Origin of the sequence: Maribacter sp. 1_2014MBL_MicDiv, from assembly GCF_001865655.1 — a bacterium.
Classification (GTDB): Bacteria; Bacteroidota; Bacteroidia; order Flavobacteriales; family Flavobacteriaceae; genus Maribacter; species Maribacter dokdonensis.
Window position 1 is genome coordinate 631,261 of sequence record NZ_CP011318.1, and the last position, 24,765, is coordinate 656,025.

Consider the following 24,765-nt stretch of genomic DNA (forward strand, 5'->3'; position numbering starts at 1 on the left):
CTCGTAAGTATTCCAAGCTATATTTATATTTGTAATAGAATAAACGAGAGTAGCATTTTGGAACCTTTTATCGTATCGGCACGTAAGTATAGACCTCAAACATTTAAAGATGTTGTAGGCCAACAATCCATAACCAATACTTTACAAAATGCCATTGACCAAAATCATTTGGCACAAGCGCTTTTATTCTGTGGTCCTAGAGGTGTAGGTAAAACAACTTGCGCACGTATTTTGGCAAAGCAAATAAATTCTGATGGCACAGAACAGGAGAATGAAGATTTTGCTTTCAATATTTTTGAGTTGGATGCCGCTTCTAACAACTCTGTGGACGATATTAGAAATTTAATTGACCAAGTACGCATACCACCACAAGTAGGTAAATACAAAGTTTATATCATTGATGAGGTGCATATGCTATCTCAATCTGCTTTTAATGCTTTTCTTAAAACATTAGAAGAACCGCCAAAGCATGCTATTTTTATACTTGCAACCACAGAAAAGCATAAAATTATACCTACCATTCTTTCTAGATGTCAAATATTCGATTTCAAAAGAATTACGGTCAAAGATGCCGCTGAATACTTAAAATATATAGCAGAAAATCAAGGAATAAATGCGGAAGATGATGCACTACATATTATAGCCCAAAAAGCTGATGGTGCCATGAGAGATGCCTTGTCCATTTTTGATAGAGTGGTTAGCTTTTCTGGATCTAATTTAACACGTAAAGCAGTTACAGAAAACTTGAACGTTTTAGATTACGATACTTATTTTGAAGCCACTGATCTAATATTGGAACATAAGATTCCAAATCTACTTTTGCTTTTTAATAAAACATTGTCTTTAGGTTTTGACGGACACCATTTTATATCTGGTTTAGCATCTCATTTTAGAGATTTGATGGTATGCCAACACCCAGACACCATTACTTTATTAGAGGTAGGCGAAGAAGCCCAACAATTATATAGAGAGCAAAGTAAAAGGACATCTCCTTCCTTTTTATTACAAGGGCTGAATATTGCAAACGATTGTGATTTAAAGTACAAGACAAGTAAAAATCAACGCCTTCTTGTTGAATTGACACTTATGAAACTTGCCTCTATCGATTTTGATGGAGAAAAAAAAAAATCCTGAATCAGTAGCACTTCAAAATAAGACCATTGATTTTATTGCTCCTTCAGCATTTTACAAACAGATTCCAAAAGTTGCTGGTTCTTCAAACCAGACTATAGAGAAATCTGTTGAGAATAATAATACCGAAAAGGTAAGCACCAAAGCAGAACCCGCAAAAGATAGTATTTCTTCTGAAACAAAAACAGCGGCAACTATTGATCACACTAGTACAGAAGAAACTAATGTAGTTTCAAACCCACAAGTTAAATTAGAAGAAAAGAAACCAGAGCCACTTAATACGCCGGAAACCAACGATACAAAGGATGATAAAAAGATTAAAATCCATCGTCCCACCAAAAGGGTATCAGGTCTTTCAATTAAAAGTCTAAACGCCAAAAAACAGCACGAACTCAACAGAATTGAGGTCGTTATTGATGAAAAAAATCTACCAAGAGAAAATTTTACCGAAGAAGATTTACGCAAGCATTGGGCCGATTTTATAGAAATTATAGATAAAAAAGGGCAGAAAATTTTAGCATCAAACCTACACACCGATGTCCCAAAACTTAAGGAAGATTTTAAAATTCATATTGAGCTTCCTAACAGTACAATGAAAAAGGAGATTGAGCGCGAACAGTTTGAGCTAATGGAATATTTACGTGCCAAATTAAACAATCACTTCGTACACCTAGATATTACGGTGAATGAAACAACGGCAAAGAAATTTGCATTTACTCCTGAAGAAAAATACGAAAAACTAAGAGAGAAAAACCCTGTGATCGATTTATTGAGACAAGAGTTCGATTTAGATCTATAGCGTTCTCTTTATTCTAAAAGCGAATACTAAAAGAACCACCGAAATTATCAATAACCCAAAAGCTTCCCTTCCCAATTCAACTGTTTTAATATCTCCATCATTTAAATCAAAACCTTGAAAATCTAACGGATACAAATAAACAAAACCTATAAAAGCAAATACACCCAATACCAGCGGCACAACAAATTTAACTTTTTTCAATGCAAAGAATAACGACACTAAGGCCGCTATACCATACACGATAATCCAATGTAAAGAATCTGGATCATTGTACTGCAACACTGCACCTATTGCAAATAAAATTGCAAATACAAATCCTAATGTTTTAAATAATACATTCATCTAAATTCAGTTTAATAGGTGATCTTCAATAAGATCACGTACCTGTATTGCACTAATAGTTTGATCCTTCTTACCAAAGCTATGATTACTTATAAAAATTGGATAGTCTTCAACGTCTTCTGTTATACGACCATGAGAACCCTTTATTAAAGTGGCATCTATTGGTATAATATCCATTACCGTTCTAAAGCCCATTTTTTTCTTTATGAGCTTTCCAACAACTTTTGCCATAACCAACTTATCTTTTGGATCGGTCATCATTTCAACAGGGTCATACCCCGGTTTTTTATGAATATCTACCATTCTGGCATAGTCAGGTGCCTTGGCATCATCCAACCAAAAATAATAAGTAAACCATGAGTCTTCATCTGCTACTACTACAATATCACCACAGCGGTCGTGATCAATATGGTAGTCCTTTAAATCTTCACCATATAACACTTTCTCTACACCTTCAACTGCTTTTATCAATGTAGCTACCTTATCAATATCCTTGTCATTTTTACAATACACATGGGCAATTTGATGGTCTGCAACAGCAAAAGCATCACTTTGACCAGCATCTAAAAGCTCCAGTCCACGCTCCTCACGTATAGCTATATATCCTTCTTTTCTTAATATTCTATTGAGATGAATTGGCTTGTTTACATTTGTAATTCCATACTCGGAAAGAAGTATTACCCTGGTGTCTAAAGACTCATAATGTTGTACCAATTGTTTTACTACAGCATCTATTTCATTTAAATCTTTAGAAATTATTTTAAAATCAAGACCATAACGTTGTAAGTTGTAATCTAAATGGGGTAAATAAATCAATGTTAGATCAGGATTATGTTTCTTATCCGTCAACAAAGCTGCATTTGCAATCCATTTAGATGAGTTGATGGTGGTTTTTGGTCCCCAGAATTCAAAAAGCGGAAATGTTCCTAATGTACTTTGCATTTCGTCCCTTAATTCAGCAGGATAAGAATATACATCTGGAATTTTTCTGCCATCTGCCAAATAATTAGGCCTTGGTGTAAGACTAAAATCCACGTTGCTATACATATTGTACCACCAAAAATGGTTGGCACAGGTAAAATTGGGATATTTTTCTTTGAGATCGTCCCATATTTTTGGTTGTTCTACCAGTTTGTTAGACTGTCTCCAAAACTTTACTTCACACTCATCTTTAAAATACCAACCATTCCCAACTATACCATGATCAGATGGCCATTTACCGGTTACATAGGTAGATTGAACAGCACATGTAACGGCAGGTAGCACAGGCTCTATGTATGTTGCCTGCCCTCTCTCTAAAAATGATTTTATAAACGGTGTATGTTCACCTATCAATCGTTTTGTTAACCCAACTACATTAATGACAACCGTTTTCTTCATATTACATCTGTGATTTAAGCCACTCTAGTTCTCGTATTATTGACACTGATAAATCCTGTTTTAAATCTGCCGGGAGTACATCCCATGTATAAGTCTCTACCTCTAAATGCTCTGAAATTGGGTCTTCTTTAATATATGCTATTGTTTTTAGAATATGATCTTGTGTAGAAAACAGTTCACCATATTTTTCCAAGAATATAGGTACGTGATAATGGGCCCTTAGTTCTTCATGATTCCTATCCCCTTCCAATACCAAAGGCAAATCACTATAAGTCTTAACCTTTCCGTCTAATTTTTCGGTTACCTGATGTAAATAGGTAGGCTCATTAAATTGTGAAAGTTCTTCCCAAATTCGTTCATCATTGGTACCGTTAAAAATAATTTTTAACGCTGCACTTACTTGAATTTTACCAACTTTTATACTATTTGCCTTGAACTTGGCAAACGTATCGGTAGGTTCTTCATAAGCCAATGAAAAATGGCAAACATCATAACAAACCGTAATATATTTTTTAATTAAAGCTTCTGCCTTATCTGCATTTAAACCTAATTCCTGCTTAAAATAAGCTCTACCTATAGGAACCAAGTAATCCGAATAAAACAACAAAACCTCATCACTATTTTCTAGCAAACCATCTGGTTCAGGTTCAATATCCAAATGCAAATAGTTTCCTGTATCTTGTTCAATTTTGAACAATTGCTTGGCAACTTCAAGCATATTCTTAGCACCGGCTTCAAATGCATTTTTTGTTTCCGAAAGGGTCTTATACCAGTATTTATAGGTGATTGGAGATGTTGATATTCCGCCATTCAATCCCGCGGGAATTAATTCTGAAAGTTGACGAAACAGTCTTTTGGTATAATTTAAGCGGTCATCTGTAGTCCAGTCTGGCGCATGTACCAAATCTTTTACACGCTCGTCATGAAAATTTCCATAAGGAAAACCATTCATGGTAAACACGTACAAATCATTATCATTTAACCACTTTTTAAAGTCGGTCAAATTACTGCCCATGTCTAGCTCTTCGCTGGCTTTATTTGATAGACGCAGTCCTAAACCAAAAGCTTGATTCTTTGAAACTTCATTTTTTATACCAAGCACATGACGCTTAATACTATTAAAAGTATTTTTCCAATCTTGCCCAGGGTGAATATTTGTACAATATGTTAGGTGAAGGTTTTTTTTCAGTTGCATTGCATTTAATTTAATGCGAATTGATGATTAAGTTTAGCAATGGCTTTGGACATTAACTCCATATCAATAGTATGTACGTCGTGCTTTACGCCCAAATTAGAAATAAGGGTTATTGTCAGTTGCCCCCCTAAATGCTCTCTAAACTCTTCTATACCGTTTAATAACTGCTCAATTTTATCATTGCTCTGCACCGGGAGTGATAAATCAAAACCAATAGCGATCATTACATCCAAAATGTGCTGTAAATCCTCTTCAGAAATCAATCCAACTAACTGCGCATAGGTAACATCTAATGCGATGCCTTTGGCAACAGCTTCACCATGTCGCAACTCATAATTGGTCATGAATTCCATTTTATGTGCAGCCCAATGTCCAAAATCCAGAGGTCTAGACGATCCGGATTCAAATGGGTCTCCACCTTGTGCAATATGATGCATGTGCATTTCGGCACATTTGTAAATAACATACTGCATAGCCTCCATTTCCCTATTTTTTAATGCAACTGCATTATCGGCAATATATTTAAAAAAGGTTTTATCCTTGATCAATGCCACTTTAATGGCTTCGGAAATTCCGGAAATCCAATCGCGCTGTTCTAAGGTTTCAAGAAAATCACTGTCGTTAATAATGGCGAACGGCGGTGCAAATGTTCCTAGAAAATTTTTTTTCTTAAATGCATTTACACTGTTCTTTACCCCTACTGCAGAATCGTTCTGTGATAATACCGTTGTAGGTATTCTTATCAATTTAACGCCTCTATGTGCTATAGCTGCCGCATAACCGACCATATCAATTACAGCACCACCACCAATGACTACCACCAAAGAATGACGACAAATTTTATTATCGTTTACCCCTTTTAACACTGATTCAATAGCTTTATCACTATTCTTTACTTGTTCTCCCCCTGGCAACACTAAAGTGTCGGTATATTTTATAGTTTGCCTGTGTGCTTTACAATAATCTTCAATTTGAGGTATTAAAGAGGGATGATGATGTTTAACTCCGTCATCTAAAACAAACAATAGTTTTACAGGTTCAAAATCTTTGTAGTCCGCAATTAAGTTTACGAACATTTGATTTTCTAAAGCAAATAGTCCAGAAGTAAAATATAATTGATAATCATACTGTACTTGAAAAGACTGTTTTATAGGTTGTAATTGCATACGTATTTTATGTTACTGCAAATAATTTTGATAAAAGCATGGATAATGGTAATAATAATAAAACGGCCAATGCCAAATACCAATTAGAAAAACCGGCCACCCAGCAAGCGTTCATCACAATTAGCGACAATACACCACCCATTACAGCTTTCTTAATGTTTTTAGGTGAATTTATTTTATACGCTTTGATTAAAGGCGAATAAATTAAAAAACCAAACATTAATATAAACGGTAATAGCACCAAGAGATTGTCTTTCTGTTGCATTACAATTAACGTAATGGATAGAATAACTATTGCGTATAAGATACCTGCCCAAACAATATGTTTTTTATTATCTCCGTGCACCTCTCCTCTACTGATCAATGTGATGGCAAAAATATAGACAACAGGAACCAATGAAATGTACCAATGTGTTAGGTTTCCAAGAATAGACATACCCATTAAAAGATTTAATCCACGGCAAATTCCCATATTTAAGGGACCAGCAAAACCAAATTGTTTAAAGTAGCCATCATATGTTAAAATAGCTACGGTTAAAGCAACAGATATTAAACCTGATAATACAGTAGTCTTAAATGCCAATGTTATACCGATCAGCATGAGAATTGTACCAAAATAAATAGCTTCTTTTTTGGGTACAAGTCCACTTGGAATTGCCCTCTCCGGTCTTTCGACCGCATCTAGATCTGCATCGAAAACATCGTTAAAAACGACTCCACCTGCATATAAGGTAATTGATGAGAAAATCAAAGAAAGTACATTGTCGCTCTGCCCACTCATAAAATTAAGCACTACTATATCCTTAAGATATAATATAATGGCAATACCTGCCAATATATCCGCTGCGGCAGTTGGCAAATTCGCAGGTCTTGCCAAACGAGCAAAACCCATTAACTTTTCTTTCATTTGTTAAATGATTTGATCTTCGTCAATACGAGGTTTTTGCCCCCTAAGAACACTATTATCATTAAAAAGTTGCGATTGATTAATACTATCTGGCTGCAACCAATGCGCTTCTTTCATTTTACCATTTTTACTAAAAGCATCTAATGCATTTTGATAGCAGGTTTTTCTAACATCCTCCATAGACACACCTCTTTTTAGCATTAAAGATGCTGTTTTTGGCACTGCTAAAGGGTCACTTACACCCCAATCTGCCGAACTATCCACTATAATATTATTACTACCATATTTCTTAACAACTTCTACCATACGCTCATTGCCCATTTTTGTTTTGGGATAGATGGTAAAAGCAGCAATGAAACCACGGTCAAGAACCTCTTTTACCGTTTCTTCATTGTTATGATCAATTATTACATTGGCAGGATCTAAACCATGCTCCAAACATACCTCCATACTCTTTATGGTTCCTGCTTTTTTATCTCGGTGCGGCGTATGTACCTGTACGGTCATATTAAGTTCTTTAGCCATATCTAGCTGCATTCTAAAAAACTTATCCTCTGCAGGTGTTTGATCGTCATATCCAATTTCACCAATAGCGACCACATTTTCTTTATGTAAGTACAACGGTAACAATTCTATTACCTGTTCTGCCAAAGCCTCATTATTTGCTTCTTTTGAATTTAAACCGATAGTGCAATAATGTTTTATACCAAATTGACTGGCCCTAAAAGGCTCCCAACCCACCAAACTACTAAAGTAATCCTGAAAAGAACCTACTTGGGTTCTTGGTTGACCCAACCAAAAGGATGGTTCTATTATTGCTACAACTCCCGCTGCTGCCATTGCTTCATAATCATCTGTTGTTCTTGACGTCATGTGTACATGCGGGTCAATGATCATCATTTTATCTTCCATTCTATTGTTGTTTTATCGTATTCCAAGTTGTATGCCCATCGGCAATTTTATGTTTTAGCTCTGGCTTACCATTTAATAGCGCAAGGGCTTTTTCGTTTTCCGAATAATAACAGCAAAGAGCTCCGGCTAAATTCTCTACAAAATCATCACTGTTAAGTAATGTCTTCATATCACCCAAAAGTTGCTCATTTAAAAATTTTGAAACAGGTCTCCAGAACAATGGATCTATTTTTCTACCTGCAGCCCATCTTTCATGTGCATAATCGGATATTATTCTAGCTAAATCCTCATTAGCTCTTTTATCAATGGATGCTATTTGCGAGAGGTCTCTTTCCATAAAAGCCGCCTTCAAAAACATTTGATTCCATTGTTGATCATTAAAATATTCTGCCGGATACGGATTGTTCAATGAAATAGCATCAAAAATCGTTGCAATATTAGTTCTTAACGCTTCTACAGCTGTCTGTTTATATGCCTCTGGATTGGGCAGTAAAACCAAATACTTTAAAAAGGTTTCCAATTCACCGGTATCTGCCACTTGTATAATATTGGCAACCTTTGGCGTATAAAATTCAATATCCTGACTTAATACCTCTGCTAAAAAATAAATACGCGACACCTGTAGCATAGTTGCCTTGTGCCCACTTAAATAGCGCGAACTCGTTGTATCCAATGCATCAAATGATATTACGTTTGCAGCATCAAATTTTACATTTAACAGACTATAGGTCATAAATAAATCTTTAGAAGATTTATTTTCTTTTAAACTTTCAATCTTACCTTTTAGCCATGCGACACTATCTGGTGCCCCGTATGTGTTCAGTATATTTTGAATATCTATTGGATTATGCATTTTTGTTGTTTGGATGGTCTCTACATCAAAAATAATTATTATTCATCAGGAAGCGGTCTAGGTTTTTGATTAAAATTCGTTAGGTCTTTAAATTCTTTCTAATTTTGAAAAAAAGAGAACTATGTTAGGCTTAAAACTACCTACCGATCCAAGATGGGTAAACATTGTTGAAAAGAATATTGATGAAATATTGACAGATCATGCGTATTGTGAGCAAAAAGCCGCAAGTACCGCAATATCACTCATTGTATCTTTCCCTGAATATACTGAACTTGTTGAGGAAATGATAGCCTTATCTAGAGAGGAAATGGGACATTTTAAAATGGTACACGACCTTATTTTAAAGCGAGGAAATGCGCTTGGCAGGGATCGTAAAGACGAATATGTTATAGAACTTATTAAATTCTTTCCAAAGGGCGGTAGTAGAACTACCCAATTAGTGCATAGATTGTTATATGCAGCTTTAATTGAGGCGCGTAGTTGTGAACGTTTTAGATTATTATCCGAAGAATTGGAAGACAAAAAACTAGCCGAATTTTATCACAAGTTAATGATCAGCGAAGCGGGCCATTACACCATGTTCCTAAAGTTTGCTCGTAAATATGGGGACCTTGAAGAGGTGAACAAAAAATGGAACAGTCTTTTAGAATATGAAGCCCAGATCATGAAAGACCTAGGCAAAAAAGAAAGCATTCACGGATAAAACGCGGCTTATTTAGTTTCTGAGTAATACAAATCTTTTATAATACCATCTGAAAGTCCAATTTTGGGAACATGAATTTTCTTTGCCCCGCTCCACTTTGCGGCCGAGAGAAAAATTTTGGTTGCGGGAATTATAACATCTGCCCTATCTGGATTCAATCCTAGCTCAGACACCCTATCATCATAACTTAGACTGTCTAAAAAATGATATTGCGCGTTCAACCAAATGTAAGAAAGTGGCTCACCTTCTTTTCTACCTGATAGTTTATGCAACTTATTAATGTTGCCACCGGACCCTATAATGGATAATTTGGGTTTATCCTTTAAAATTGTTTTGATCCACTCCTCTAGTTTATTCCAAGTTTCCGGTTTAACCATATTATTTAAAAATCTTACCGTACCCAGCTTAAACGACTTGCTTACTTGAATTTTACCATTAGAAAACAAGGTAAACTCCGTACTACCACCACCAACGTCTATATACAAATAGCATTGATCATCTTTAATCAAGTTTTTTAAGTCTGTAGAAGCTATAATAGCAGCTTCTTGTTTACCGTCTATTAAATCTATTTTGACCCCAGATTCCTTTACAATCTTCTCAATTATCTCGTTACCGTTATTGGCTTCCCTCATTGCAGATGTAGCACATGCACGGTACCTTTCAACACCCGACACTTCCATTAAAAGTTTAAAAGCTTTCATGGTCTTTATTAAACGGGCTTCATTTTGTTCAGAAACTTCACCAACGGTAAAAGAATCTTCGCCTAACCTTACAGGTACCCTTACCAATGCACTTTTTCTAAATTGAGTCTTTTTACCCTTATCCTCAATAACATTGTGTGTTAGCAATCTAATAGCATTGGAGCCTATATCAATTGCCGCAAATTTTCTTACTTTCAAAAAATACTTTTTTTAAGATTCCTGTTTTTTAGCATAATAATCGTACGTAGCAAACTGAGATCTTATTTTAGGTATGGAAGATTTACGGTATGCATTGTCTTGTTTTTCATTAAACACACGAGCTTTCATATTGTCTCTCCAACAGATATCGAACGTATCCATCAATTCCTTTTTTATATCCTCATCATAAATTGGGCAACCAACCTCAACTCTATAATCAAGGTTTCTAGTCATCCAATCTGCAGATGATATATACATTTTAGTATCGCCACCATTTGCAAACGCAAAGAAACGAGTATGCTCTAAAAACTTATCAATAACACTTATAGCTTCTATGTTTTCACTCATACCCTCAACCCCTGGTATTAAGCAACATATACCTCTTATGATCAACTGGATCTTTACCCCCGCTCTACTAGCCTCATACAGTTTATCTACCATTTTATAAGAGGTAAAACTGTTCATTTTTATTTTGATAAAAGCCACTTTGCCCTGCTTGGCATTTGCTATTTCATTATCAATTAATTTCATAAACGCATTTTTGGTATAATGCGGAGATACTATAAGATGTTTATACTTGTTGATCTTGTAGGTAGTCTCAAAAAAGTCAAAGACTTTATTCAACTCTTTTAGTATAGAATCATCTGCAGTAAAAAGAGTGAAATCTGTGTAAATTCTTGCGGTAGATTCATTAAAGTTACCTGTACTTACAAAACCGTATCGCTTTAACGCTCCATTTTCTTCGCGCTCAATTAAACATATTTTACTATGAACCTTTAGCCCTGGAACACCAAATATTAATTTAACCCCTTCAGACTGTAACTGTTCTGCGTATTCAATATTTGCCTGCTCATCAAAACGTGCCTGAAGTTCAATTTGAACGGTTACTTGTTTACCATTTTTAACCGCATTGATCAAACTTGCAGCAATTTGTGAGTTACTTGCTAGTCTATAAACCGTAATCTTTATGGAACGTACTTTTGGATCAAGTGCAGCTTCACGTAAAAATTTTAATACATAGGTAAACGTATGGTAGGGTGTGTATTGCAAATAATCTTTTTTGGCTATACTCTCTAAAATACTACCTTCCACACTAAGCCCCTTTACCGGTAACGGAACTATCTTGTCATATAAAAGATCTTTTCTTCCCAAGCTTGGAAAACCCATATAATCTCTACGATTATGGTACCTACCGCCTGGTATTACACTATCCGTATCTTCTATGTTCATCTTTTCCTTTAGAAAAGTCAAGGTGTCCCTGCCAATACTCTTATCGTATACAAAGCGTACGGGATCACTTATTTTTCTATGCTCTACACTAGATGAAATTTTTTCAATAAAACTTTTACTAAGGTCGTTGTCAATATCAAGTTCGGCATCTCTTGTTATCTTGATCATATGAGCAGAAATAGATTCATACTCGAACATGGTAAATATATTACCAAGACAGTACCTAATTAGATCATCTAGTATTATGATATAACTTTTATCTCCTTCATCTGGCAATACAATAAAGCGATCAATTCCCTTGGGTATTTCAATTAAGGCATATCTTTTCTCTTTTCTACTATCATCACTCTTAATTACCATTTTTACAGCCAAATACGCTGCAGTGTCTTTCAGGGTAGGAAAACGTGTTAAATCATTTAAAATGATAGTCATTAATTGCGGACTCACTTCCTTTAAGAAATAGGCCTTCACGAAATCCTTTTGATTATCGTTTAATTCCGTTTCCTTGATAATGAATATATTCTCCCCTTCCAACTCATGTTCAATTCTTCTAAGAATTGATAAACTTTTTGTTTGCTGTTCAATTACAATATTGGTAATCTCTTCTAGAAGATCTTTTGCCTTTTCTCCCCCAAGTACACTTTTGCCGGTTTTACCAGCTTCTACAATACGCTTAACCGTTGCATAACGCACCTTGAAAAACTCATCTAAATTATTTGAGAAAATACCTAAAAACCGTAATCTTTCAATTAATGGCACATTCTTATCTGCACTTTCCTGTAGTACACGCTCGTTGAACCATAACCAACTTATTTCTCTATTTACGTACTGGTTGTTGTTTTTTATCATGCTTTTAATTGCTTCGGAAATATGGTTTGTATTGTTGAACCCTGAGTAATAGCGGCCCATGAATTTTCTTTAAACTGTAATTGAACAAAACCGCTGGTGGGCACATTATCTATATGTTTATCTCCCAACGAATTTGCTAAATAGGTAAAGGCATGATTATGCCCAAAAATGAGAACATTTTCAAAAGTATCCTCTAATTGTTTTATAAACTTAAAAACCTGATCACCTGAGAAGTCGTACAAATTTAAATCTATACCACAATTATTTAGAGGATGACCAATAACTCTAAGACAAATCATACAAGTGTGAAATGCCCTATTTGCGGGGCTAGTATATACTTTATCTATTTTAATATCTTGTCTGGCAATTTCCATAGCAACCAAATAGGCATCATTAACCCCTCTTTGCAAAAGTGCCCTATCTTGATCACTAACATTTAGCTCCCAAGAAGACTTACCGTGGCGCATTAAAAATAGATTCTTCATGTTAACATATTTAAGGAGCCAATCGTTCCATTTTCCAATCAAATTCACTGGTAAGTGTGTATCTAATGCGATCATGTAGTCTATTAGGTCTGCCTTGCCAAAACTCTATAGATAAAGGTCTTACCAAATAGCCACCCCAATGCTTAGGCCTTTCTATTTCTTTACCGTTATATTCTTTTTCCAACTTAGCCAATTTATCTTCCAATACGGCTCTGGAATCAATTACAGTACTTTGATTCGATACCAATGCCCCTAATTTACTTCCTTCAGGTCTTGACTCAAAATAACCATCAGAAAGATTTTCGGGTAATTTTTCGGCAACACCTTTTATGATTACTTGGCGTTCTAAGTTTGCCCAAAAAAAGGATAGACAGAGATTTGGGTTTTCACCAATAGCTTTTCCCTTTTCGCTATTGTAGTTCGTATAAAAGATAAAACCCTCATGAGTATATTTCTTAAGAAGTACTACCCTACTTTTGGGAAAACCATCTAAACCTACCGTAGAAACCGTCATAGCATTGGGTTCATCTACCCCATCGGAATTTTCAACCTCATAAAACCACGTTTGAAATAGCTGTATTGGATTATCAGATATACTGTCTTCTACCAACGCACTTTTCTCATAGGATTTTCTATAATCACCTAAATCTTTTTGCATCATTTTCGTGTTAAAAACAAGATAAACAAAGTTCTAAAAAGAAAGGAAAATAAACGTTATAAAAACGTATTAAAAGGTTTAAAAATCGAATGTCTTACCATCATCAGCAAGAACTACATTAGGAAAAATAGTTGAAGCTTCTTCTTTAAACAATGCTATTGATTTATAGCGAGTAGAGTAATGACCTAACATTAAGGTTTTTACATTAGCTTTTTTTGCTACCATAGCGGCTTGTTTAGCGGTAGCATGCTTGGTTTTCACGGCAAGATCGGTCTCTGTTTCCAAAAATGTAGATTCATGATATAAAACATCTACATTTTTAATCTTTTCAGCCAAACTTTCATCATAAACGGTGTCACTACAAAATACATAAGATTTTGGCTCAGGCGGATCAAAGGTTAATTCACTATTGGATACAATAGTACCATTATCCAAAGTTATATTCTTTCCGTTTTTTATATTGTTATAATAAGCTTTGTCAATCCCATACTTTTCTGCCGCAGTAACATTCAGCTTTCTTTTGCCTAATTTTTCCCTGAACAAGTAGCCATTTGTATATACCCTATGTTCTAATGGTATGGTAGTTACACTTATCTTATCATCCTCAAAGATAAGCTCCTGTTCCTTACTGGTAAGTTCATGAAACAACAATGGGTAGTTTGTCCAAGAATCTCCCAACTTTAAAAGCAATGTTATAGCCTCTTTAATTCCTTTGGGGCCGTATACATGAAGTGCTTTCTCCCTACCCAATAATCTCATGGTAGAAATAAAACCTGGGAGTCCAAAAAAATGATCTCCATGTAGGTGAGAAATGAAAATATGGTTTATTCTTGAGAACTTTATTTTATGCCTTCTAAGTTCTACTTGGGTTCCCTCACCACAATCAATTAATACAACTTGATTGTTAATTTCTAAAACTTGTGACGTAGGATTCGTAAGCGTTCTTGGTGTTGCCGCATAACAACCCAATACAGTAAGGCGCATAAAATAAGTACTTAAGTATTCTTATCTGTGCTTTGCGTATTGTTATATACCCAAATCACGTTCTATTTCTTCCATTTCAACAACATCTCTAGCTTCTTGAAGGGTTGGCACAAGATTAATTTCTTCAGGAACATCATCGTAAGACACTTTATCCGATACCAAAACGAACGACTGTCCGTTCTTTTTGTGCATTCTTGCTATTTCTAAAAATGAGATAACATTATAAGGTGTCAACTTTGAGAAGCTTAACAAGTTTAACACCAAATTATCGTTTTTTAATTTTGCATATTCTTTCTGCAAATTCTCTAAAAAACGCTCAATTGAAATTTCTTCTTGAGATACAATAATCAACGATTCTTCTTTAGTGAAAATCATATTATTTTATTTTAGATGCCAATAAATAAATTACCGCCATACGAATGGCAACTCCGTTTTCAACCTGGTTTAATATTATAGATTGCTTGGAATCTGCCACATCACTTGTAATTTCCACACCTCTATTTATAGGACCTGGGTGCATTATTACAATTTCCTTATCCAAGCTATCAAGCAATTTTTTATTCACCCCAAATTGTTGGGTATACTCTCGTGTGGTCGGGAAATAACTTATATCCAATCTTTCGTTTTGTATGCGCAACATGTTAGCTACATCGCACCACTCCAACGCTTTTCTTAAATTGGTCTCTACACCGACACCTAAAGATTCTATGTACTTAGGAAGCAATGTTTTAGGACCACACACCTTAACATTTGCTCCTTGTAATTTTAACGCAAAAATATTTGAAAGGGCAACCCTTGAATGAAGAATATCACCAACGATCACTACATTTTTACCTGCTACGTCTCCTAATTTTTCACGTATGGAGTAAGAATCCAACAATGCCTGTGTTGGATGCTCGTGTGCACCATCGCCAGCATTTACGATTGATGCATTTACGTGTTTGGATAAAAATATGCCCGCACCAGGGTTAGGATGCCTCATCACCACCATATCTACTTTCATAGATAGAATATTATTTACCGTATCTATTAAGGTTTCACCTTTTTTAACCGAAGACTGACTTGCGGAAAAATTAAGCACGTCTGCAGATAAACGCTTTTCCGCCAATTCAAAAGACAGTTTAGTCCTAGTACTGTTCTCAAAAAATATATTGGCAATGGTAATATCTCTAAGCGAAGGCACTTTTTTAATAGACCGGTTGATCACCTCTTTAAAATGATCGGCAGTTTCAAAAATAAGCTGAATATCGGTTTCCTTTAGGTATTTAATTCCCAGTAAGTGTTTAACACTCAGTTCGCTCATTTTCTTATCTATTTACTAAGTATATTATATCTTCCCCGTCATTTTCTTCCCACATCACCTTTACCTTCTCATCATTTATGGCATCTACCTGGCGCCCCCTGTAATTGGGTTGTATAGGCAAATGTCTGCTGAATCTGCGATCTATTAAACATAACAACTCTACATCTTTTGGCCTGCCAAAAGATTGCAAAGCAGTTAAAGCCGCATTTATACTTCTACCTGTGTACAGCACATCATCAATTAAAACAACGTTTTTGTCCTCTACCAAGAAATCTATCTTTGTTTTTGTGGCCTCTAGGGTCTTTTCCCCTCTTCTAAAATCATCACGATAAAAAGTAATATCCAAAAACCCTAAGTCTATCTTCTTTACTTTATACTCCTCCTTTAAAATCTTATTCAAGCGTTCAGCAAGAAATTTTCCCCTTGGTTGAATTCCAATTAAAACTGTGTTTTCAAAATTTAAATGGTTCTCAAGCAATTGGCAAGCCAATCTGTGCAGGATGATATGTATTTCTTTGGAAGAGAGTAAAACTTTTTGACTCATAATGGGCACCCGTGCTTTTAGCTTAACAAAAATAGATAATTCTATCTAAACTTTGACAGCCAAAATAAGGAAGTAAAATCAAAAAAAATAAATTTAGATCAATGAACGTGAAATCTATAAGCCCAAGATAGAAAAGAAGGCTTCTTTATGGCTTTCACCAATAGGTATGCGCATGTCATTAATAACTATTCTGTTACGCTGTACCGTTTTAATGTAATTTACATTGACCACATAGGATTTATGCACCCTAAGAAATTGATTTGCAGGTAACTTACTCATAATCTCCTTAAAGCTCATTAACGTTAAAATGGTTTTATTGGTGTTGGCAATATGAATTTTCAAATAATCTTTTAAACCTTGTACATATTCAATTTGGTCCAAATCTATTTTTATACTTTCATATTCCGCCTTCACAAAAATGAACTTTTTTTCTACTGTACTATCACCGGTAGATGAGAAAACGTTTGCTTCCATAATTGGCTTTTGTTTTTTTGAAATTAAATCTTGTACTCTTGATACTGATTTTATAAAACGATGATAAGGTATAGGTTTCACCAAATAATCCACTGCATTCAACTCAAACCCATCTACCGCATAATGTGAATAAGCAGTGGTAAATATGAACAACGGTCTGTTATCTAAAGTGCCCATAAAATCTATACCATTTATTTGGGGCATTTCTATATCACAAAAGATCAAATCTATTTTCTTTTCCTTGATTTCCGTAATAGCATCGAGCGGATTGGTATATGAGTTCACCAACTCTATAAAGTCTAGCTTTTCACAATAGCCAGTTAGAATCTCGATCGCCAAAGGCTCATCATCTATAATTATACATTTCATAAGCTTGATTGTTTTGGTAAATGGTCAAAGAAACTTCATAATCTTGGCCGTCATTACTTACCTCTAAGTTGTGCAGACCTGGATATATCAATTCTAACTGATTTCTAATATTCTCAAGTCCGATACCCGAGTTCTTGGTGGGTTCTCTAAAAATTCCAATTTTATTCTTAACGTTTAAATAGATAGAGGCATCTGTAATTATCAATGAAATTTTGACATAGGTTTTACCCTTGTAATCCGTACCGTATTTAAAGGCATTTTCAATAAACGAGATAAATAGCAAAGGCGGTACCGCACGCCCTCTATCTTCCCCGGTAATCTTTAAGGATACATTTTCACTATCAGATAGTCTTAATCGCTGTAACTGTATATAACTTTTTATATAATCTAGTTCTTTATTTAAAGGCACTAAGTCTTTATCTGCCTCATAGATCATATATCTCATAAGTTCCGATAAATCAACTATTGCCTCTGAGGTGTCGGGAGATTTTTTTACAGATAAGGCATAAATGGTATTAAGCGAATTGAACAAAAAATGTGGATTTAATTGCGCCTTTAAAAACTGTAGCTCAGACTTAATATTTTCCTTTTCAACCGATAAACGTAAATTCTCATTACGTTTCCATTCAACATACATTCTTAAAATGGCACTGATCACATAAGGTATTCCAAGATTTACGAACGTTCTATAAAACGGCATAAAACCAAGACCTCTTGGTCTTTCTTGTTGTATAAAGAAATTATCGGGTATTCTTGGCGGAAAAAAATGATTGAGCAAATACACCGAAAAAATCAAAAGTCCCAGTGAAAGAAATAAATAAAAGAGCACTGTCTTTTTCAGTAAATACTCTGGTACTAAGTAAAAATAATTGAAATAAAATAGTACTATAATTACAATGAGCTTTGGAAACACATCTGAAGGAATAGGTCTTGCATCATTTAGTACAGGATAAAATGTGAGTCCATAAAACAGAATCCAAATGCTGATATGGACAACTATCTGAATTCTATTATTAATTATCGATCTCATATACTATCAATGACCTACTTGGGTTGAAATATTCAATTTCGCCAGATCTGTCGGTAATAAAATTGGCGATTTCCCCTCTTCTAATTTAGATAGTACCAAGTTTGCCGTTTTCTGAGCTTCTTCTTTAGAAACAAATTGTTGCTTACCTGGAAGACCGGGAACGAACTCTTGTACAATCACTATCTTTTCTCCTCTCAAAATCTTATAACCAAATCCATCATCTAGACTTACTATTTGACTTTCAAATATTTGGTTTTGGCTGGGCTCAGATTGGATATACATAACAATGCCAAAGCCAAGTACCAAAAATAGCACAATAGCAAGCGAGTATTTTACAGTAGAACTCATAAATAAATGTTTAAAAATGGGCCAACCTTCACAGATTGACCCAAAAAATTAACAATTGCACTCACTATGATAAATTAATCTTCGTCATCGTACTCATCCAATGGAAAAAATTCATCTAAATCATCTAGGTATAATGTTCCAGTTCTACCCATTCCTATAAATACTCGACTTCCATTTGAAAAAGCAATGGCATCTTGCCTTGTAGCTCCTTCAAAAGATGTTTTTTGTTCCCATTCATCTGAAGCTGGATCGTACTCCCAAACTGTATTGGTAGCACCACCTAATTCTCCGGTTGCTATATAACCGTATCCGTTTAACGTAAATCCAACAGCATTACTTCTTGCAATAGCATAATCATCTTCTTCATCAAGGTCTAACTTTGAAGTCCAACTTTCAGTAGCAGGGTCAAATACCCAAAAATCATCTAAGTATACCCCGTTAGACACTCCAGTACCTAAATACACTAAACCATCTATAGTAAAAGTGGTGGCAGATCTTCTTTTATTTCCTCCAAAACCTACTAATTCAGTCCAAGAATCGGTTGCAGGGTTATACTTATAGAAATCCTTTCTATCATTCTCGCCATCATATCCTGTACCCACATAACCATAGCCGTTAATTCCAAAACCTACAGCACTTCTTCTTGCTGTTGGTAAAGAGGCAATTTCCGTCCATGTATTAGAGGCAGTATCATAGCTATAAAAATCCTTCAATTCATCTACACCATCATACCCAGAACCTATATAACCAGTACCGTCAATCTCAAAACCTACGGCCGCATTTCTAGCAGCTCCAGGAAAATCAGCTTTTTGAGACCAGTAGTCACCTTCAATATCGTATGCCCAAAAGGAAGCCAAATAATCGTCTCCATCATAACCAACACCCATATACCCAGTATTACCTATTGTAAAACCAGATACACTACTTCTTGGGCTACCATCAAATACAGATTTATCTACCCAGTTACCTAAATCGTCGTCATCATCACTTGAACAACTTGTAACTACCATGGCCAAAAGCGCCAACCCGGTAATTTTGTATACATACGATTTTCTTTTATTCATTACTTTTTTGTTTTAAGGTTCTTTCTTTGAGAAATCAAATCTACTAGAGACCCCAGGGTTCTAAAAAACACAATAGATTAAGATTGATTTTTAACATACCAATCCTAGGTTTTCATCTACGAACACAAACATTTCATTAATAGTTTAAATAATAGATTTCATCCCTTAACATTACGGATTCGTCTATTCAGGTTTTTACAACCGCATTGGGTATTTAGCTTTGATGAAAACTAAATTTTAAATGAAGGTGTTCTTAAACAAACTACGTGCACTCCACATCATAATGATCGGTGGTTTATTTACAATAGTCGTTATCTCTTGCAGTGATGAAATATATAATGATACCGATTTTGTAGCCGGTGAAACATTTACCGATAGTAACATCCGCCTCATATTGATCGATACATTAACGGTGAGTACCTCTACCATGAAGTTTGATAGTTTAGCTACTTCTGAATCTACAAGAATTCTTACAGGAAAATATTCAGATGCTGTTTTTGGTACCGTTAGGGCATCTAGCTACATGCAATTTTTACCAGAGACCTATACCATAGATTCTGAGGCGGTATTTGATAGTTTGGTAATGGTCTTGGGCTATGATAATTACTACTACAATGACACGCTACAGAAAAACACCATTCACATTAAAAAAATTATAGAAAACCTGAATCCAGAAAGTGATGATTATTTCTACAATACGAGTAAAATCAGCTATGATGAAGATGACCTGGGTTTTTACGAATACAACCCAAGACCTTTGGCAGGAGACTCTATAACCATAAAAATGATAGACGATTTTGGTACGGATATATTCTCCAAACTACAGGAGAAAGACATTGTAAATTCTGATGAATATAGGGATTACTTTAAAGGCATAGCGCTTTTACCTGACGAAACCGACAATGGCTCAATCATCGGTTTTTCAAAATCTTCTGAAAATACCTACATGCGCTTGTATTACAGTACAGAAACCGAATATGAATCTGAACAAGAATATTTTGATATTCAAATAAACGCAACAACCACACCAATTCCTTTCTTTAATAGCATAACCGCAGAAGACCCTATTACACCGCTACAGGGCTTAACAGATAGTAAGGTCAACTTAGAAAGTTCCGATTCTAACAACGAGAGTTACATTCAATCTGGTGTAGGAATAGCCATGAGGGTACAATTTCCAAGTATTACAAGTCTTTACGACATACCTGGCAGTGGCACCATATTGGACGGCACCCTTAAAATAAAACCAGTTGCCCAATCTTATAACGACAATCTAAAACTAAGAGACACCCTTGCGGTATATGTCGTTGACCAAAACAATGATTTGACCGAAACCCTGTCCTCTACTTCCTATGCTATTTTAAACAGGGACAATCAAGAATTTAACGACATCTATTATGAAATATCCCTGTCTTATTATTTAGAAGAGCTTTACCTAAAGGACAGGGATATTGATGATGCTTTAATCTTACTTCCTGTTGATTATAATTCTACTGTAGATCGATTTATTATGAGCGGAAACGGTAATGGGGAAAACGAAACAATTTTAGAATTAACATACGGTATTTACGATGAAGATTAACCAAATTATAGTGGTCACCATAGGAGCTTTTCTTGGCATACAGCAAATTTCAGCACAATCAGAAGCTTTAACCAGTTCTCCATATTCCTTATACGGATTAGGTGTTATTAACCAAACCAGTATTGGAAAGTTCAATAGTTTAGGCTATAGCGGCATAGGTATTAAATCAACTTACGAGTTGAATAACTTAAACCCTGCCAATTACGCCTTAATACCCCAAAACTCTTTCCTGTATGATATTGGGGTTACCGGAGAATTTAATAATTACAGCAATACATCGGACACTGAAGAAAAATCAAATGTCAATTTTTCCAATATCGCCTTTGGTTTTAGAATTGCAGAAAATTTTGGTGCAGGCATAACCATGGTACCTTATAGTGATGTTGGATATTCCCTACTTGGTGTAAGTAGCAACATTGAAGGGTCTACAAATTCATTTGAAAGTAACGTAACCGGTTTGGGCGGTCTAAATGATATTAAACTTAATATTGGTTATGCCCTAATTCCTAAGCTTAGGTTAGGTTTAAGTGCTTCATTCCTATTCGGTAACATTGAAGAAACGGAATCTTTTACTTACAATGCAACTGCTTTTGAATCTATAGAAAAAACAAATTATAGTGGTGCAAGACTTGGCTTTGGGCTGCAATATGATGTTAACGAAAAAATTACCATAGGAAGTACTGTACAATTACCCACAAGTTTAAACGGCAATTTAAAAAGGTCTGTCAACAAGTCGTTATCCGGTATTGAAATTACTGTAGAGGACGAGAGTTCAGATACTGTATCAGACTTTAAATTACCCCTTGAGTTGGGATTTGGTATGAGCATCAAACCTATTGAAGAGCTGACATTTAGCGCAGATTACAAAAAGAATTTTTGGACCAACACCGATCAATCCGAAAATATAGGTAGTTATGAAGACCAAGACATCTATGCTTTTGGATTAGAATATATTCAAAACCCAACCAGCTATAAATATGGTCAAAGAATAGCATATAGATTAGGTTATAATTATGACAATGGATATTTAGCCATTAGTGATGAAAAAGTTGAGGGCTACAATTTTACAGCAGGTATTGGTATACCAACAAGTAGAGGAACCCATTCTATGATCAACCTTTCATATAGCTATGGATCTAAAGGTCTATTGCAAAACGTTCTGGTAAAGGAGAACTATCACCTACTTACCTTGAACTTAAGCCTTGAAGATATCTGGTTCGTAAAGAAAAAGGTGTATTAATTTTTTACCAACCCGATTTTGTTCTGTGCAAACACAATTACATAAAAAGTCTAATTACATAACAATCTCCACTAGTATTTCATTTACGTTAGAACCCTAATAGGAACCGACTGAATGAAAACTAATAAAGCCTAGATGAAAATCTGGGCTTTTACTATTTACCCTATTAACAAAACATTTGAATATATTCATTTCTTCAACGTATCTATGTTGTTTACTTATTTCAGAAATTAAAATCCTAAACTTAAAATAGTAAAACCTATTTGCTTTGCTGATAGCCTTTTGATTATCATCTATTCCAAAGGCAAAACAAAATCATTTAGAATGACGTGTAGTTCCGTTGCGACTTACCTTTAAGAAACAACAAACAATCATAAATACAAAAAGCCCGGATTATGCATCCGGGCTTTTATAAACTATCCTATTTAAGGATGTATGCTAATGAAATTACTTCTTCTTAGAATCAGCTTCCATTTTGTCTTTCAACGCCTGTAACGCATCGTTAGCATCACCTAAAGTTGGCTTAGCCTCATCTGCATTAGCTGCTTGTCTTTTAACAGCCGCCTTAACATTACGTTGCTCTTCTTCACGGAAGATAGCAGTATGACTAGCTACAACACGTTTGAAGTCTTTGTTGAACTCAATAATCTTGAATTCAGCTTCATCGCCTTTACCTAGTTTTTTACCATCTTCTTTTTCTAAATGACGTTGAGGAATAAATGCAGTAATATCATCGTTAAATTCAATTGTTGCACCTTTATCAACTACATCAGAAATGGTTGCTGTATGAACTGTACCCAATGCGAATTCAGTTTCATATTTATCCCATGGGTTTTCAGTAGTCTGCTTGTGACCTAAGCTCAACTTACGACCTTCAACATCTAATTCCAATACTTCAACTTCTAAAGTATCACCTACGTTAGTAAACTCAGATGGATGCTTGATTTTCTTAGTCCAAGAAAGATCAGAGATGTAAATTAAACCGTCTATACCTTCTTCCAATTCAACGAAAACACCAAAGTTTGTAAAGTTTCTTACAATACCTTTATGTTTAGAACCTACAGGGTATTTCGTAGTAATATCAGTCCAAGGATCTGGAGTCAATTGCTTGATACCAAGAGACATTTTACGATCTTCACGATCCAATGTCAATACAACCGCTTCTACCTCATCACCTACATTTACGAAATCCTGTGCAGAACGCAAGTGCGTAGACCAAGACATTTCAGAAACGTGGATAAGACCTTCAACACCTTCAACAACTTCGATGAATGCGCCGTAATCAGCGATAACAACTACTTTACCTTTTACTTTATCACCAATCTTAATTTCATCGGATAAAGCTTCCCATGGGTGCTTCTCCAATTGCTTAAGACCTAATTGAATTCTAGATTTGTTTTCATCAAAATCAAGAATTACAACATTTAATTTCTGATCCAATTCAACAACCTCGTTCGGGTGGTTGATTCTGCTCCAAGAAAGGTCAGTAATGTGAACTAAACCATCAACACCACCTAGATCAATGAACACACCGTAAGAAGTAATGTTTTTAACAACACCTTCTAATACTTGTCCTTTTTCTAATTGGCTAATGATTTCTTTCTTCTGCTCTTCAATATCAGCTTCAATAAGTGCTTTATGAGAAACAACAACGTTTTTAAATTCGTGATTGATCTTTACAACCTTGAATTCCATTGTTTTGTTAACATACTGGTCGTAGTCACGAATTGGCTTAACGTCAATTTGAGAACCTGGTAAGAAAGCTTCTATACCAAATACGTCAACGATCATACCACCTTTAGTTCTGCACTTCACAAAACCACTAACGATTTCTTCTTTGTCATGAGCCGCATTTACACGGTCCCAAGCCATAATAGTTCTCGCTTTTCTGTGAGATAAAACCAACTGACCACTTTTATCCTCACGAATATCAATCAATACCTCTACTTTGTCACCTACTTTTAAACCTGGATTGTAACGGAATTCGTTTAACGAAATTACACCTTCAGATTTTGCGTTGATATCAATGATAGCCTCTCTATCAGTAATATAAACTACTTTCCCTTCTACTACTTCCTCATCGGCAGTATCAACGAAATTTTCAGCTACTAAATCTTCAAATTCCTTCAACTTTGAGTCATCTACACGCTCAATTCCTTGCTCGTATTTTTCCCAGTTAAAGTTCTCTAAAAATTCTTGTGGATCTTGCTGTGGAGTCTCTACAGCTTGTTGTGTTGCTTCGGTAGTAGCTTCTACCTCTGCGTTTGTTTTTTCTTCAGCCATTTGCTGATCAATAATTTGTATTCCATAATCTTATC

At 35.2% G+C, this 24,765-nt stretch carries 23 protein-coding genes and 1 pseudogene; 4 read left to right on the forward strand and 20 right to left on the reverse strand.

Going from position 1 to position 24,765, the window contains the following annotated elements:
* The first annotated feature begins 57 nt into the window (after positions 1-57).
* Positions 58-1,930, forward strand: a pseudogene (locus tag YQ22_RS19300) (DNA polymerase III subunit gamma/tau).
* Here the strand turns inward: YQ22_RS19300 and YQ22_RS02540 are convergent.
* The 7 genes from YQ22_RS02540 to YQ22_RS02570 are packed head-to-tail and all read right to left on the reverse strand — an operon-like array spanning position 1,925 to position 8,685.
* The gene (locus YQ22_RS02540) at positions 1,925-2,272 is read right to left on the reverse strand and encodes a transmembrane 220 family protein (protein ID WP_071339956.1); all 348 of its coding nucleotides are present in this window, start codon (positions 2,270-2,272) and stop codon (positions 1,925-1,927) included. The pseudogene YQ22_RS19300 and the gene YQ22_RS02540 sit on opposite strands and share 6 nt — an antisense overlap.
* A 6-nt stretch (positions 2,273-2,278) precedes the next feature.
* Positions 2,279-3,652: an alkaline phosphatase family protein gene (locus YQ22_RS02545; protein WP_071339957.1), complete on the reverse strand. Its 1,374-nt coding sequence runs from the start codon at positions 3,650-3,652 to the stop codon at positions 2,279-2,281.
* A 1-nt stretch (position 3,653) separates the two neighbouring features.
* Positions 3,654-4,847 carry a metabolite traffic protein EboE gene (gene eboE / locus YQ22_RS02550; protein WP_071339958.1) on the reverse strand — a complete coding sequence of 398 codons (1,194 nt, stop codon included), beginning with the start codon at positions 4,845-4,847 and terminating at the stop codon, positions 3,654-3,656.
* Between the two features lie 5 nt (positions 4,848-4,852).
* Positions 4,853-6,013: a 3-dehydroquinate synthase gene (locus YQ22_RS02555; protein ID WP_071339959.1), complete on the reverse strand. Its 1,161-nt coding sequence runs from the start codon at positions 6,011-6,013 to the stop codon at positions 4,853-4,855.
* A 7-nt stretch (positions 6,014-6,020) separates the two neighbouring features.
* Positions 6,021-6,920, reverse strand: a complete 900-nt coding sequence (gene eboC, locus YQ22_RS02560) for a UbiA-like protein EboC (RefSeq protein ID WP_083414180.1) — start codon at positions 6,918-6,920, stop codon at positions 6,021-6,023.
* Between the two features lie 3 nt (positions 6,921-6,923).
* Positions 6,924-7,832, reverse strand: a complete 909-nt coding sequence (locus tag YQ22_RS02565; RefSeq protein ID WP_082643017.1) for a TatD family hydrolase — start codon at positions 7,830-7,832, stop codon at positions 6,924-6,926.
* Between the two features lies 1 nt (position 7,833).
* A complete protein-coding gene (locus tag YQ22_RS02570; protein WP_071339960.1) occupies positions 7,834-8,685 on the reverse strand; it encodes an EboA domain-containing protein in 852 nt (283 codons plus the stop codon).
* A 121-nt stretch (positions 8,686-8,806) separates the two neighbouring features.
* On the opposite strand from YQ22_RS02570, the gene YQ22_RS02575 reads away from it, so the two are divergent.
* Positions 8,807-9,388, forward strand: coding sequence for a tRNA-(ms[2]io[6]A)-hydroxylase (locus tag YQ22_RS02575; protein ID WP_058105776.1), 582 nt, complete (start codon positions 8,807-8,809; stop codon positions 9,386-9,388).
* Positions 9,389-9,396: 8 nt separating this feature from the next.
* Here the strand turns inward: YQ22_RS02575 and YQ22_RS02580 are convergent, their stop codons facing one another.
* From YQ22_RS02580 to YQ22_RS02635, 12 genes are all read right to left on the reverse strand, one after another.
* The gene (locus YQ22_RS02580; protein WP_071339961.1) at positions 9,397-10,287 is read right to left on the reverse strand and encodes a Ppx/GppA phosphatase family protein; all 891 of its coding nucleotides are present in this window, start codon (positions 10,285-10,287) and stop codon (positions 9,397-9,399) included.
* 12 nt (positions 10,288-10,299) lie between these two features.
* Positions 10,300-12,366, reverse strand: coding sequence for a polyphosphate kinase 1 (gene ppk1 / locus YQ22_RS02585; RefSeq protein WP_071339962.1), 2,067 nt, complete (start codon positions 12,364-12,366; stop codon positions 10,300-10,302).
* Complete coding sequence (locus tag YQ22_RS02590; protein ID WP_071339963.1) at positions 12,363-12,851, reverse strand: SixA phosphatase family protein; 489 nt, start codon at positions 12,849-12,851, stop codon at positions 12,363-12,365. Before YQ22_RS02590 ends, ppk1 begins: the two co-directional genes overlap by 4 nt.
* A gap of 10 nt (positions 12,852-12,861) precedes the next feature.
* Positions 12,862-13,509 (reverse strand): pyridoxamine 5'-phosphate oxidase, encoded by a 648-nt coding sequence (gene pdxH / locus YQ22_RS02595; RefSeq protein ID WP_071342482.1) that lies wholly within the window; start codon positions 13,507-13,509, stop codon positions 12,862-12,864.
* 78 nt (positions 13,510-13,587) lie between these two features.
* Positions 13,588-14,493, reverse strand: coding sequence for a ribonuclease Z (locus YQ22_RS02600; protein ID WP_071339964.1), 906 nt, complete (start codon positions 14,491-14,493; stop codon positions 13,588-13,590).
* 42 nt (positions 14,494-14,535) lie between these two features.
* Positions 14,536-14,868: a ribonuclease Z gene (locus YQ22_RS02605; RefSeq protein ID WP_071339965.1), complete on the reverse strand. Its 333-nt coding sequence runs from the start codon at positions 14,866-14,868 to the stop codon at positions 14,536-14,538.
* Between the two features lies 1 nt (position 14,869).
* Positions 14,870-15,796 carry an aspartate carbamoyltransferase catalytic subunit gene (locus YQ22_RS02610; RefSeq protein ID WP_058105770.1) on the reverse strand — a complete coding sequence of 309 codons (927 nt, stop codon included), beginning with the start codon at positions 15,794-15,796 and terminating at the stop codon, positions 14,870-14,872.
* A gap of 4 nt (positions 15,797-15,800) precedes the next feature.
* Positions 15,801-16,340: a bifunctional pyr operon transcriptional regulator/uracil phosphoribosyltransferase PyrR gene (gene pyrR, locus YQ22_RS02615; protein WP_058105769.1), complete on the reverse strand. Its 540-nt coding sequence runs from the start codon at positions 16,338-16,340 to the stop codon at positions 15,801-15,803.
* A gap of 114 nt (positions 16,341-16,454) precedes the next feature.
* On the reverse strand, positions 16,455-17,183 hold the full coding sequence (locus tag YQ22_RS02620) for a LytR/AlgR family response regulator transcription factor (RefSeq protein ID WP_058105768.1): 729 nt from the start codon (positions 17,181-17,183) through the stop codon (positions 16,455-16,457).
* Positions 17,161-18,213 (reverse strand): sensor histidine kinase, encoded by a 1,053-nt coding sequence (locus YQ22_RS02625; RefSeq protein WP_071339966.1) that lies wholly within the window; start codon positions 18,211-18,213, stop codon positions 17,161-17,163. Before YQ22_RS02625 ends, YQ22_RS02620 begins: the two co-directional genes overlap by 23 nt.
* 6 nt (positions 18,214-18,219) lie before the next feature.
* On the reverse strand, positions 18,220-18,561 hold the full coding sequence (locus YQ22_RS02630; RefSeq protein WP_071339967.1) for a DUF4907 domain-containing protein: 342 nt from the start codon (positions 18,559-18,561) through the stop codon (positions 18,220-18,222).
* Positions 18,562-18,635: 74 nt separating this feature from the next.
* Positions 18,636-19,625, reverse strand: coding sequence for a Kelch repeat-containing protein (locus tag YQ22_RS02635; protein ID WP_071339968.1), 990 nt, complete (start codon positions 19,623-19,625; stop codon positions 18,636-18,638).
* 241 nt (positions 19,626-19,866) lie between these two features.
* Between YQ22_RS02635 and YQ22_RS02640 the strand changes: the two genes are divergently transcribed.
* Together YQ22_RS02640 and YQ22_RS02645 are read left to right on the forward strand one after the other, a co-directional pair.
* A complete protein-coding gene (locus YQ22_RS02640; protein ID WP_083414181.1) occupies positions 19,867-21,207 on the forward strand; it encodes a DUF4270 family protein in 1,341 nt (446 codons plus the stop codon).
* Positions 21,197-22,447: an OmpP1/FadL family transporter gene (locus YQ22_RS02645; protein WP_071339970.1), complete on the forward strand. Its 1,251-nt coding sequence runs from the start codon at positions 21,197-21,199 to the stop codon at positions 22,445-22,447. The genes YQ22_RS02640 and YQ22_RS02645 overlap by 11 nt, the downstream gene beginning before the upstream one ends.
* Positions 22,448-22,894: 447 nt before the next feature.
* Here YQ22_RS02645 and rpsA read toward each other — a convergent pair whose 3' ends face one another.
* Positions 22,895-24,730 (reverse strand): 30S ribosomal protein S1, encoded by a 1,836-nt coding sequence (gene rpsA, locus YQ22_RS02650; RefSeq protein WP_071339971.1) that lies wholly within the window; start codon positions 24,728-24,730, stop codon positions 22,895-22,897.
* Between the last annotated feature and the right edge of the window lie 35 nt (positions 24,731-24,765).